The 12,073-nt window shown below is 65.2% G+C and carries 11 protein-coding genes; 7 read left to right on the forward strand and 4 right to left on the reverse strand.

Features of this window, described 5'->3' with window-relative positions; translation table 11 throughout:
• Nucleotides 1–81: 81 nt before the first annotated feature.
• The 3 genes from HG800_RS04595 to HG800_RS04605 form a co-directional block, all read right to left on the reverse strand.
• Entirely contained in the window at nucleotides 82–1,089 is a 1,008-nt protein-coding gene (locus HG800_RS04595) for a DUF1559 family PulG-like putative transporter (RefSeq protein WP_169974204.1), read from the reverse strand.
• A 261-nt stretch (nucleotides 1,090–1,350) separates the two neighbouring features.
• Entirely contained in the window at nucleotides 1,351–1,851 is a 501-nt protein-coding gene (locus tag HG800_RS04600) for a hypothetical protein (RefSeq protein ID WP_169974206.1), read from the reverse strand.
• Nucleotides 1,811–2,365, reverse strand: a complete 555-nt coding sequence (locus HG800_RS04605) for a hypothetical protein (protein WP_169974208.1) — start codon at nucleotides 2,363–2,365, stop codon at nucleotides 1,811–1,813. Before HG800_RS04605 ends, HG800_RS04600 begins: the two co-directional genes overlap by 41 nt.
• Nucleotides 2,366–2,657: 292 nt before the next feature.
• Here HG800_RS04605 and HG800_RS04610 point away from each other — a divergent pair, with 292 nt between their 5' ends.
• The 7 genes from HG800_RS04610 (at nucleotide 2,658) to HG800_RS04640 (ending at nucleotide 9,942) form a co-directional block, all read left to right on the forward strand.
• Nucleotides 2,658–4,088, forward strand: a complete 1,431-nt coding sequence (locus HG800_RS04610) for a DUF6513 domain-containing protein (protein WP_169974210.1) — start codon at nucleotides 2,658–2,660, stop codon at nucleotides 4,086–4,088.
• Nucleotides 4,085–5,701, forward strand: coding sequence for a beta-ribofuranosylaminobenzene 5'-phosphate synthase family protein (locus tag HG800_RS27220; RefSeq protein ID WP_169974212.1), 1,617 nt, complete (start codon nucleotides 4,085–4,087; stop codon nucleotides 5,699–5,701). The genes HG800_RS04610 and HG800_RS27220 overlap by 4 nt, the downstream gene beginning before the upstream one ends.
• Nucleotides 5,702–5,787: 86 nt before the next feature.
• The gene (locus HG800_RS04620) at nucleotides 5,788–6,612 is read left to right on the forward strand and encodes a formylmethanofuran dehydrogenase subunit C (protein WP_169974214.1); all 825 of its coding nucleotides are present in this window, start codon (nucleotides 5,788–5,790) and stop codon (nucleotides 6,610–6,612) included.
• Between the two features lie 37 nt (nucleotides 6,613–6,649).
• Nucleotides 6,650–7,603: a methenyltetrahydromethanopterin cyclohydrolase gene (gene mch / locus HG800_RS04625; protein ID WP_169974216.1), complete on the forward strand. Its 954-nt coding sequence runs from the start codon at nucleotides 6,650–6,652 to the stop codon at nucleotides 7,601–7,603.
• A gap of 7 nt (nucleotides 7,604–7,610) precedes the next feature.
• Nucleotides 7,611–8,501 carry an ATP-grasp domain-containing protein gene (locus tag HG800_RS04630; RefSeq protein WP_169974218.1) on the forward strand — a complete coding sequence of 297 codons (891 nt, stop codon included), beginning with the start codon at nucleotides 7,611–7,613 and terminating at the stop codon, nucleotides 8,499–8,501.
• On the forward strand, nucleotides 8,498–9,400 hold the full coding sequence (locus tag HG800_RS04635; RefSeq protein WP_169974562.1) for a triphosphoribosyl-dephospho-CoA synthase: 903 nt from the start codon (nucleotides 8,498–8,500) through the stop codon (nucleotides 9,398–9,400). The genes HG800_RS04630 and HG800_RS04635 overlap by 4 nt, the downstream gene beginning before the upstream one ends.
• Before the next feature lie 32 nt (nucleotides 9,401–9,432).
• The gene (locus tag HG800_RS04640) at nucleotides 9,433–9,942 is read left to right on the forward strand and encodes a 6-pyruvoyl trahydropterin synthase family protein (RefSeq protein WP_169974220.1); all 510 of its coding nucleotides are present in this window, start codon (nucleotides 9,433–9,435) and stop codon (nucleotides 9,940–9,942) included.
• A gap of 82 nt (nucleotides 9,943–10,024) precedes the next feature.
• On the opposite strand, the gene HG800_RS04645 is transcribed toward HG800_RS04640, so the two are convergent.
• A complete protein-coding gene (locus HG800_RS04645; RefSeq protein ID WP_169974222.1) occupies nucleotides 10,025–11,920 on the reverse strand; it encodes an ABC transporter permease in 1,896 nt (631 codons plus the stop codon).
• Nucleotides 11,921–12,073 lie beyond the last annotated feature (153 nt).

Genomic DNA, 12,073 nt, shown 5'->3' on the forward strand with positions numbered 1-12,073 from the left:
GTAAATGGACAAGAGAATAAAGATGTCTATTATGAGAGAAATCTGCGTGCATAGTCACCGGAACTGTTCAAGTTGAGAGAGTCAACGCCCGCTCCAGTCCGCATGGGGGATGAGCTCGCCACCCCCGCGTGTCCCCAGCGCCCTCCATACCTCGTCGCGGATCCCGTTCGACACGAAGCGGACCGAGCCGTCGGCCATGCCGACGTTGACGCCGCCGGCGTGGTAGCTCCGGGCGGCGAAGACGCCGACCCCTCCCATATAGATCGTGCCGCAGTCGGGGACCGGGGAATTGGGCGGGACCGACGCGAAGAAGGCGGTATATTCCGCCCCCCCGAGCATCCAGGTCCGGCCGGCGTCGTGCTTGATCCGATCTCGATCGCTCACAAGGTTGCGTCGAGCGCAAAAATCGACCAGTTCGTCCACGCTGATCGTCAACGGATATCCCGCCGGCCCCTTCTGGATCCAGTCGCGATGGGGCCGATAAGTCGGCTCGCCAGGCGATCCCACGCCGACCAGCTTCTCCGAGAAGGCGATCGTGTGCGTCAGACCGTCGGTGAATCCCCGCACGCCGGTCCCCTGATACGTGAAGCACCCGTCGTCGAAGCCCGACCGGCAGAAGCCGCAGACGCCCCGGTTCGCCCGGTAGTTCGTCGGGCCGAACGGATCCGGCGACGCCCATCCGTCCTCGGGGCACACAAACAAGGTGACGTGCCGACTTGCTGCGGTCATGTTCGCCCCGCGCTCGATCATCCGCAAAGACATGGTGGGAACGTTGAAATTGATCGAGTCGTAGATTGGCTCCTGCTCGAGCACGCTCAGCAACGCGACGTGGGCAGAGAGGTTCACGTAAGTAGGGCCGTTCAAGTTGGGTACGCCGATGTGGTGGCCGAGCGGTGACGGGGGGAAGACGTCCCAGGCCCCCTGATAGGCATGCATCGCCAGGCCGAGTTGCTTGAGATTGTTCGCGCACCGAGCGCGTCGGGCCTCCGCGCGTGCCGATTGAACCGCGGGCAGCATCAGGCTTGCCAGCAGACCAAGGATTCCAATGACGACCATCAATTCGATCAGCGTCAGGCCCGGACGTCTCATCGGTCCTCCCATCGCAATCCGAGTTCTTGAATTCTGGATGCGACCGTGCGTCAGGATTCACCAACTCTTATCGGCGGCAACTTCGTCGCGTCCGGCCAGCATTTCCCGGGAACGTCAAGGCCGATTCACGCCGGCCGCGATCCGGATCGGGACAACCATGTGATCTTCCGAGCCTGGATCGCGAATGGTCAGCCGTGCCGACCCCTCGATTTGCCCGGCTTCGATCCCGCCGAGGGTGACGGTCACCCCCCCGCTGCCCGATCACCCCGCCAGGTTCAACGTCACGCACACCAGCAACGGCAGGCCGATCGCCACCGCACACAGGACCGCTCCCGCGACCGAGAGAATCACTCCCCTTCGCCGCGGCTTTCGCTGTTCCAAGGCGACCCCCGCCCCCCCGAGGCCGATCCCAACCAGGACCATCACCGCACAGGTTTTCGAGGGGACTTCGATCCTCCTCCCCTCGACTTTCACCGGCGTTGCAACCAACCTGTTCGTCCAGGGGCTCCGCGAATACTCAACATCGTCGACCACCATGATCGAATATGGCTCGGTCCAGCCTGGCACCGGCCTGTCGAGCAACCCCGACACCGCCACGAACAGGACGAACGAACCGATCGCAATCGACAGGACGCCGAACATCAGCGACCCCATCCCCTCCTGAACCCGGCCCTCCTTCTTCCTTTTCCGCTCGTCACGCTCCCGGATCGCCCGGATCAGGTCAACGGACGGCGCCGATCCCCCTCGACGATCCTCGCTCATGCGTTGCTCCTTGATCATTCCGCCCGTCCGACGACCGAGAGAGTTCGTTGAGTTTCGGACCCCGTTTGACCTGCTCGACGGCGATGTACTCGATCCGGTCTGCGGCGATTACCCGAGGGTCGAGCGAGAAGACGGACGAGCGCACGTTGGTGTGCCTGTTGCTCAGCCCGCTGGCTTCGTCCCGCTCGGGGAGATACCGCTTGCCTGCGGCCTCGAAGACCACGATGCGGAATTCTGGGGCGTTGGGATCCGGCAACCCTTGCCCAGCAACGATGCAGTGGATACGCAGCACCTCACCATTGGTGTCGACGACGGAGAATCCACTGATGACCTGATCCTCTCGGGCCACACCCCAGTCATGGCCGACCCGGAACTTCTGAGGGAAAATCAACTCCCAGCCAGGTTCCTTGGCGAACTTCGGGCGCTCATGAGCGGGTACTTCCCTAAGCACCTCCTCGACCTGAACTTGTTGCACGAGTGTGGACGCCAGGAACACGAGCGCAATCGTTGTCATCGATCCCTCCTGCATGATCGAGGGAAGGGAAGCCCATCGCCGGCGTTGCGAATCACTGAATGGATGTCGCCAAAGCACGTCGATTGACCGGCCCTCCCTGTCCTTCAATCCTCAACCGTACGTCGCCAGAAAACCAGACGGCGTTGGACCCGAGACGCTTGTTGCCATCAAGGACAAACACTATCTGGCATGATCGGATGATTGGTGATCTTCACCCAGGCGCCACCCGACCGTCAAGCGAATTTCGAAGGGCCGTTGACGATCGGCCGGGGGCAAGTGCGACAATCAGAGGATGCCCCACCGCGACGGCCCCCGCATCTTGTTCGTCACCGGCCGCCTGGCGGAGTTCGCGCTCCGGCAGGTGCTCGATGACCTCGCGCCGAGGGCGAACATCAGGGCCGAGGTCGCCGTCTTGCCGATCACCGTCGCGGCCCTGATGCCGCCGAAGTGGATCGCCAGGCACCTGCAAGTTCCCGAGGGGGTCGATCGCGTCATCCTGCCCGGCATGTGCAAGGGGGACCTGGCCCCGGTGGTCGAGAAGGTGGCCCCCGTGCCCGTCGAGCGCGGCCCGGACGACCTGCGCGACCTGCCGCGTGCCTTCGGCCTCGACTGCCCGAAGGCTGACGGCTACGGTGCCTTCGACATCGAGATCCTCGCCGAGATCAACCACGCCCCGACCCTCCCGATCGACGCATTACTCGTCCAGGCCGACCGCTTCCGCACCGAAGGGGCCGACCGGATCGACCTCGGCTGCGACCCCGGAGGCCCCTGGCTCGGCGTCGGCGAGGCGGTGGCCGGGCTCCGCGAGCAGGGCCACCGCGTCTCGGTCGATAGCTTCGATCCCGTCGAGGTCGGGCGCGCCGTCGCCGCCGGGGCCGACCTGGTGCTGAGCGTCAACGGGTCGAACCGCGACCGGGCCCGCGACTGGGGCGTCGAGGTCGTCGTCATCCCCGATCAGGTCGGCACGCTCGACGGCCTGGACGCATCGGTCGAATTCCTCACGAAGCACGGCATTCCCTTCCGCCTCGACCCGATCATCGAGCCGATCGGCTTCGGCTTCGCCGCCTCGCTCGGCCGTTACCTGGAAACGCGTCGCCGCTACCCCGATGCCCCCATGATGATGGGCATCGGCAACCTGACCGAACTGACGGACGTCGATTCGAGCGGCATGAACGTCGCGCTGATCGGCTTCTGCCAGGAGCTTCGCGTCGGCTCCGTCCTGACCACCGCCGTCATCAACTGGGCGCGATCGTCCGTCCGGGAGATCGACCTGGCCCGCCGACTTGCCTATCATGCGGTGACGAACAAGACGTTGCCGAAGCACCTGGAGCCCGGCCTGGTGATGCTCCGCGATCCGAAGATCCCCACCTTCGGCCCCGAGAATCTCCGGGAACTCCAGCGCCGCATCAAGGACCCGAACTGGCGCATCTTCGCCGAGGACGGCATGATCTACGCCCTCAATCATCAGCATTTCCTCTCCGATTCCGACCCCTTCGCCCTCTTCGACCGCATGGGGGTCGATGAGCCGTCGCACGCCTTTTACCTCGGCTACGAGCTGGCCAAGGCAAAGACAGCTTTGACCCTCGGCAAGCACTACCGTCAGGACCAGGCCCTCGACTGGGGATTCCTCACCGAGCCCGAGGTCAGCGCCGTCGATCGCCGGAAGTGGGAACGCGAACTCCACCGCCGCCACGAGGGCGGGGCAGGGGGGCTCGGCTCGTGATCCTCGAAGGCATCGTCACTACCCTCGGCCCCGACGGCTCCCTCAACATCGCCCCGATGGGGCCGATCGTCGAATCCCCCACGCTCGACCGCTTCACCCTCCGCCCCTACACCTCCTCGACCACCTACCGCAACCTGAAGGCCCTCGGCGAAGGGGTCCTCCACGTCACCGACGACGTCCTCATGATCGCCCGGGGCGCGATCGGCCGCCTCAACGACGCCCCCACCCGCCCGGCCGACGTTGTCAAGGGTCGGATTCTCACGAGCAGTTGCCGATACGTCGAATTTCGCGTCACCCAGCTCGACGACCGCGACGAACGCACCACCATCCATTGCGAGGCCGTCGCCCGGGGCACCCTCCGCGACTTCTTCGGCCTCAACCGCGCCAAGCATGCCGTCGTCGAGGCCGCCATCCTCGCCACCCGGACCGATTTCCTCCACTTGCCCGAAATCCTGGAGCAGTACGACCGCTTTTCCGTCCTCATCGACAAGACCGCCGGACCCGATGAAGAAAAAGCCTTCGCACTCTTGCGCGATCATGTCCATGCCATTGCCCGTCGTCGAGGCGTGCCGATTCCCGGTTCTTCCGACGTGGTCGTCCCCCGAGCCGTCTGCATCCAGACCCCCAGCCGCTTGCACTTCGGCCCGCTTGCCTGGGGACCGGAGGCAGGACGTCGCTTCGGTGGCGTGGGCCTGATGATCGAGCAACCGGGCGTCGAACTCCGTGCCCAGCGTAGCGACGAATGGGCGATCACCGGCATGATGGGCCAGCGCCCCCGCGTCTCCGACTTCTCCTCCCGCGTCCTCTTCCAGCTCGCCCGCAAGATGGACCGTGCCCGGGCGATGGCCACCCACATCCACATGGACCGCGCGATCCCCGAGCACGTTGGCCTCGGCTCCGGCACCCAGCTCGGCCTGGCGGTCGCAAGGGCGATTACCCTGCTGAACGGCAAAGGGGATTTACCTGTCCAGCGCCTGGCGCAACTCGCTGGCCGGGGGGCACGGTCGGGCATCGGCATCCTTGGATTTGAACGCGGCGGCCTGATCGTCGACGGCGGCCATCGTGCCTCCGGGGCGATCCCTCCCCTCGTCGCCCGCGCCACCCTCCCCGACGACTGGGCCGTCCTCGTCGCCATCCCGACTGCCCCTCCCGGCCTCCACGGCGAGGCCGAACGCCTCGCCTTCCGCGACCTCCCCCCCATGCCCGATTCCCTCTCCGATCGCCTCTGCCGCCTCGTCCTGCTCGGCTTGCTCCCCGCGGTGGCCGAGCGTGATCTCCCCGCCTTCGGCGCCGCCCTCGTCGAAATCCAATCCCACGTCGGCGACTGGTTCTCCCCCGCCCAGGGCGGACGCTTCGCCTGCCCTGAGGTCGAGCAACTCGCCCGCTTCCTCTCCGATCGCCAGCTCCACGGCGTCGGCCAAAGCTCCTGGGGACCCGCCCTCTACGCCTTCGACAACGGCCCGCCCGACCGACGCGATGCCCTGCTCGCCGAACTCCGCGACCGCTTCTCCCTCCGCCCCTCCCGATGCTTCTGGACCCGCGCCTCTTCCTCTGGAGCCTCCTGGGAATCGATTGACCCGCTCCCCACCGACCTCCTCGCCTCTGGCCACTGAGCCACCGGCGCATTGCCCGACCTGTGCTCCCCCGCTATCGTTTTCGGAAGCGATCCACCCACGGTCGACTGCCCCCAAGGCCTCCCATGCCTCTGACACTTTCCTGGACCGACGCCACCACCCTCCCCGTCGCCTCCGACGCCCTCCGCGCCGATGGCCTGGCGGGCCTTTCTCCTGTTGAAGCCGCCTCGCTTCCCGCTCGCATCGGCAACCAACCCGCCACGCTCGGCGACCTGTTCCGCATCGAGGGAGACGCCTCGCACGGCCCTCACCGTCTCGGAGGCGATCTCCGCCACGTCCGAGGCATCGGCGCGGGCATGGTTACAGGCTCCTTGATCGTCGAAGGGGATGTCGGACCCTACTTCGCTGCGGCGATGGCCGGCGGCTCGATCACCCTCATCGGCTCCGCCTCCACCTGGGCCGGGGCCGAGATGCGTGGCGGACGCTTGCACATCCGTGGATCAACCGGCGACTACCTCGGCGCGGCCGAACCCGGCAGCCGTCGCGGCATGCGAGAGGGCATGATCCTCGTCGAAGGCCCCGTCGGTGCCGAGGTCGGCCTGGCCATGCGCCGCGGTCTGATCGCCGTCACCGGTTCGAGCGGCCCCGGCCTCGGTCGCGGCCTGATCGCCGGAACGATCCTCTCCCTCGGCCCTGTCGGCCGCCTGGCCGGATCAGGGATGAAGCGGGGGACACTCGCCCTGGTCGACCCCGGCCCCGACTTCGAACCTCTGGCCACGTTCGCCGCCTCGGGTCGATATCGTTTCCCGTTCCTGGCGATCTATCTTCGGTTCCTCCGTGATCAAGGATTCCCGATCCCTCCCGGACTGGAATCCCGCGCATTCGATCGGTACAACGGGGATCTGCTCGACGGCGGCCAGGGGGAACTCTTGACCCTCGCCCCTGTCTGACTCCCTCACGCGACCCCGCCCAGCCCCCGGACGCCCGATGAACCTGAACGCCCGAGCCGCCCGTCGGACCGACTTCCTCATCGCTCACGCCCTGGAACGTCGAGTCCGCGTGGTTGACGTGCCTGGAGGCGGCCGGGTCGTCGATTGCGGCGTCGAGACTCCGGGCGGCCTCCTTGCCGGGCTCGACCTCGCCCGCATCTGCATGGCCGACCTCGCCGAGATCACCCTCGCCCCCGGCGAGGTGGAGGGTATTGCCTGCCCGACAATCCAGGTCGCCACCGACCACCCCGTCGCCTCCTGCCTTGCCAGCCAGTACGCCGGCTGGCAGATCGCCCTCAGCAAATTCTTCGCCATGGGCTCCGGGCCAATGCGGGCGGCATGGGGACATGAAGATCTATTCAGCACCATCGGATTCCGCGAGGACGCCGATGCCGTCGTCGGCGTCCTTGAAGGCCGCTCGCTGCCCACCGCCGAGGTCATCGCCCACGTCGCGCAATCGTGCCGCGTTGCTCCCTCGGCCGTCACTTTGCTGATCGCCCCGACCGCCAGCCTCGCCGGTGGGGTTCAGGTCGTTGCTCGATCCGTCGAAACATGCTTGCATAAGCTCCACGAACTGAAGTTCGACCTTTCCCGGATCGTCTCCGGTTTCGGCACCGCTCCGCTGCCACCGGTGGCCTCCGACGATCTGAAGGCCATCGGCCGGACCAACGACGCCATCCTCTACGGCGCCCGCGTCGTGCTCGATGTCACGGGCGACGACGACTCGCTCCGCGCCCTCGGCCCGAAGGTCCCGTCCTCCTCCTCCCGCGACCACGGCGAGCCTTTTGCCGACATCTTCGCCCGCTACAACCACGACTTCTACGCCGTCGATCCCCACCTGTTCAGCCCCGCCGAGGTCGCCTTCCGCAACCTCCAGACGGGTCATTCGTTCGCCTTCGGCCGCCTCGAACCCGCCGTGCTCGCCCGATCCTTCGGCACCGAGGGCGCATGACCGGCCCATGCCCCCGCACCTCGTCGCCCTCGTCTCCGGGACCGGCTGGCATGTCCAGGATCTCATCCGAGCATCCCAGGTCGTCGGCTGCCGCCTCGACCCGCTCCCGTTCCCCTCGCTCGCGGCCCGAATCGGCGGAGGGCCTGCCCGCATCGAGGCCCGCCAGGTCAACCTGCTCGGCGTCGATGGCGTGCTCGTCCGCATGATGCCCCCCGGCTCTTTGGAGCAGGTCGTCTACCGGATGGACGCCCTGCATCGCCTGGAAGCCCGCGGCATCCCGGTGTTGAACCCCCCCCGGGCCGTCGAGGCTGCCGTCGACAAGTATCTCTCGCTCGCGAAGCTCGACGCCGCCGGCCTCCCCGTCCCGCCCACCTGGGTCGGTGAGTCGGCCCGAGACGCGATGGACGCCTTCCACGCCCTTGGCGGCGATGTCGTCCTCAAACCCCTCTTCGGGGCCGAGGGCCGCGGCCTCGTCCGCCTCTCCAACCCCGACCTCGCCCTTCGAGCGTTTCGGGCAATGGAACGAATCGATGCTGTTCTGTATGTGCAACAACACATTCCGAACAACGGCCACGACCTCCGCGCTTTCGTCCTGAATGGCCGGGTCCTTGGCGCAATCCGCCGCACCGCCCCCGATGGCCAGTGGCGCACCAATGTCTCCCTCGGCGGCCGTGCCGAGGCCCTTCTCCTCGACCCCGAGGCCGAGCGTCTCGCCCTCCGTGCTGCCCAATCCGTCGGCGCCCGCATGGCCGGTGTCGACCTGCTTCCCGACTCCCGCACCGGCCGTCTTGTCGTCCTCGAAGTCAACGCAGTCCCCGGCTGGCGGGCCCTCTCCGCGGCAACCGGCATCGACGTGGCCGCCGCCCTCCTCGACGATCTCATTCGGTGGCATCGATGATCAAGGATCTCTCCCGTCTTGGATTTGATCCCGCCTTCCTCGCCTGCCTGCTCGAAGCCACGGCTCGCAAGCCTGGCAACGTCCATCCGGGTCGGGCGTTCGATGACTCCCACTACCTCGATTTCGTCCTCTCTGCCGCGACCCTCTCCGGGTGGCTCGATCCGGATCGCATTCAGGAGTTCGGTGTCGGCGCTGTCGTCCGGGCCGCCGTGCAAGAGTCTCGTGCCCGCGTGGGCCACAACACCAACCTCGGCATGATTCTCCTTCTCACCCCGATGGCCGGCGTGCGTCACAAGGCCGAGGGGCTGCGAAAGGGGGTCGAGCGCATCCTCGACGACTTGACCATCGACGATGCCCGAGTCGTTTATGAAGCCATCCGGATCGCCCGACCCGGAGGTCTCGGCTCGGTCCCCGAACACGACGTCGCCCACGAGCCCACAATCACCCTCCGCGAGGCGATGACCCTTGCGGCCTCTCATGACGCCATCGCTCGGCAGTATGAGGCAGGATATGCAGACATCTTTGATCTCGCACTTCCCACGCTGCGAGACGCCCTGCTCAGCAATCGCCCCCTTGAAACCGCCATCGTCCTCACTCACCTCACCCTCATGGCCGAGCGCCCCGACACCCTCATCGCCCGCAAGTGCGGCCCCGACGTCGCGCTCGAATCGTCCCACCGAGCGATTTCCGTCCTTGCCACCGGCTGGCCCGATTCGGCGGATTCGATCACGCAGATCCGAGCGTTCGACACCTGGCTCCGTGCCGAAGGCCACTCCCGCAACCCCGGCGCGACCGCCGACCTGATCGCGGCCACCTTGTACGCTGCCCTCTACGACGGGACAATCAAGTTTCCCCGCCACCTTTCCCGCCTCGGATGGGACGCGGGCGACGTGCTCTGAATCCTCAGACTCCCACGGTCGAAATCATCCCCATGTCAGCGAATCTCTACACGGTCCGCGTCACCAAGGACGACCTCGTCTTCAGCGCCGGGCACTTCATCACCTTCAACGGTGACATCTGCGAACGCATCCACGGTCACAACTGGCGCGTGGCCGTTGAAGTCGATGGACCGCTCGACGACAACCATTACGTCTTCGACTTCATCGCCCTCCGAGACCTCACAAAGGCCCTCGTCCTCGAACTCGATCACCGCATGCTCCTGCCCGATCGCAGCCCCTTCATCACCGTTTCCGAAGACGGGCCGAACCTGATCTGCCACTACCAGGATCGCTACTGGAGCTTCCCCCGCGACGAGTGCGTCCTGCTTCCCGTGCCCAACACCACCACCGAATTGATCGCCGATTACCTTGGCGTTCGCCTTCGCGAGGCCCTGACGGCTCGCGGCCTCACGCTCCCAGTGGCCATGCGAGTCTCAGTCGAGGAGAACTTCGGTCAATGGGCCACCGCTCACTGGAGTCGTTCTGACGAGTCAATCGTGTGAGCAGACAATTCAATCTTTATAAATTTTGACCGGCCAACAACTAATATCTGGAGACACAAAGAGATCGAAACGTGAGTTGATCTTACTCACGAGGCCCAACCGAGTCCGCGATGTGCTGCACGCCGATTGTCCTGGCCGAACCCGTTTCTGCACGCGGGTTCGCCGGGATAATCGGCTCATCCTCCAGCTCCCCTCCGAACCCTTCGGTCGGGTCGTCGATACGGCCCAGGCATGGGTTAAACGATTGCACGGTAACCAGCAGCAAACCCCCAGCGATCCCAAGATTCGCCATGGTCCAGAACAACACCCAGAAGGTCTGACTGGCAAACGCGCTTCGAGGTCCTTCGTCCGCGATCAACGCCGAGTAGGCACCCACTCCGAAGAACGGACTGGCCGACGCGATCCCGAGTCCCAGGTTCTCCGCCCGATTTCCAAACAGGAGCATGGCCAGAAAGGGCCAGGCGATGGAAACGAATACGTAGATTCCTGTGGTCAGTCCCACGGCTCTCCCCATCCGGTTCGTCCAGGTGGCCAGCGCAAGGCCAAGGCTTGTAATTGCCGCTCCGTAGGCCAAAATCAGAGCGGCCAGCAAGGCCACCGCCCAAACATGTCCGGACTCGGTCGAGAGTGCCAGTGCCACACCAATCGGCAAGATCAGGAGCGGCGGAACCGATCGGAACGCTCCGCACCATTTCCCCCAGACGATTGATCGAGTCGACATCGGAGTGACCAGCAGCACGTCGAGACTCCCGCGTTGCCGCTCCTCCGAAAGGCTTGTCGCCGCGGAAACACTCAACAGCAACAAGCCCAGCGGAACCTGAACCACATTGACAAACACCCCCATGCCCGCACCCCAGTTCTCTCCACTCAGCATCAAAAAAATTGCAGAAAGGCTGAATCCCCCACAAAAGAGAATGTAGATGCTCCACGAAATCAGATCCAGGCGAGACGGTCGTTTGCGTTGGCACTCCCGCCAGTAGACCGGATTGCGGTCAAGCGAAGGAGCCGGCCAGGCACCCCGGATCCATCGCGAGACTCGAGCGGTTCCCGGTGCAACCCGAGCGAACCGATCCGACTCAATGGCTCCGGTCAGGTGCGATCGGATTGATCGGCGTCGTGTGCCCCCGCGTTCCACTTTGCCAAGCTGCCCGACCACCACCGACCGAAGCCGCCAGATCGACAGCCCCATCAGGCCCGCCGATGCCGCCAGACCCAGTCCCAGAAACTGCACGTTCGTCCCGAACGTCACCGGCCGCATGATCGGCGGTGTCTCAATCGTGGAGAGTACCAGGAAAACCGGATTGAATCGGAGCAGTTCCTCGAACACATTCATTTGGGTCCAACGCCAGTTCCTCGGGACCAGCTCGAACAGACCGAGGCTGATGGGAGCGGCCATGAGGTAAAGAATTCCAAAAACATACGTTGCGATCAGCACTTCATGGGTTTTTCGTCCCCAGATCGACAGCGCAAGTGCGAGTGAGCAGCCGAAGATTGCCACGGCCAGAATCACCAGCAAGGAGCCGATTAGCCCGACCGGGTCGATCCCGCCGAACAAGGTGCCGATCGCCAGCACCGGAGCCGCACAGAGGATCAAGCCCAGCACCGGCACCAGCCGCGCCGCCAGCTTCCCCAGCACGATCTCCGTATTGGAAAGGTCTGTGGCGAACAGCAGTGTCAGATTCCCCCTTGCCTTGTCCAGACAGATCGATCCGGCTGTCGCGGCCGGGGCTGCCAGGCCCACCAGTCCCAGCAAGATCATCGCTGTGGTTCCGAAAAACGCCTGGCCCACCTGAGCCTGCTGCCGTATCGAGAGCTCCCGACCCCCGCTTCGCCCGGCGTACGACTCGAACCAGACCAACGTCATCGCCGCGAGCAAGATCAAGACGGTCAGCGATCGCATCGCATACGCTTGCCATCGCCTCGACGTCATCAGCCACTCGAACGCGAAGACCGGCCCCAAGCCAATACGCCTCGCCATCTTCCGGCCTCCTTTCTCCGATCCCGAGCTCGCGGCGCCCCCCACGTGAACTCGTCCCAACGCTCGACGACGATCTTAACCAAAGATCCGACGGTTGTCCTGGCAGTCTCGATCGTGATTTATTCCACGAACGAAACCATACCGTCTCGTTAT

It is taken from the genome of Tautonia rosea, assembly GCF_012958305.1.
In the GTDB taxonomy this organism is placed as follows: Bacteria; Planctomycetota; Planctomycetia; order Isosphaerales; family Isosphaeraceae; genus Tautonia; species Tautonia rosea.

Coding starts and splice junctions, on each gene's coding strand:
- HG800_RS04645 (WP_169974222.1), bottom strand. CDS start 11,920: ATGGCGAGGCGTATTGGCTTGGGGCCGGTCTTCGCGTTCGAGTGGCTG.
- HG800_RS04630 (WP_169974218.1), top strand. CDS start 7,611: ATGCCCCCGCACCTCGTCGCCCTCGTCTCCGGGACCGGCTGGCATGTC.
- HG800_RS04620 (WP_169974214.1), top strand. CDS start 5,788: ATGCCTCTGACACTTTCCTGGACCGACGCCACCACCCTCCCCGTCGCC.
- HG800_RS04610 (WP_169974210.1), top strand. CDS start 2,658: ATGCCCCACCGCGACGGCCCCCGCATCTTGTTCGTCACCGGCCGCCTG.
- mch (WP_169974216.1), top strand. CDS start 6,650: ATGAACCTGAACGCCCGAGCCGCCCGTCGGACCGACTTCCTCATCGCT.
- HG800_RS04595 (WP_169974204.1), bottom strand. CDS start 1,089: ATGAGACGTCCGGGCCTGACGCTGATCGAATTGATGGTCGTCATTGGA.
- HG800_RS04605 (WP_169974208.1), bottom strand. CDS start 2,365: ATGACAACGATTGCGCTCGTGTTCCTGGCGTCCACACTCGTGCAACAA.
- HG800_RS04635 (WP_169974562.1), top strand. CDS start 8,498: ATGATCAAGGATCTCTCCCGTCTTGGATTTGATCCCGCCTTCCTCGCC.
- HG800_RS04600 (WP_169974206.1), bottom strand. CDS start 1,851: ATGAGCGAGGATCGTCGAGGGGGATCGGCGCCGTCCGTTGACCTGATC.
- HG800_RS04640 (WP_169974220.1), top strand. CDS start 9,433: ATGTCAGCGAATCTCTACACGGTCCGCGTCACCAAGGACGACCTCGTC.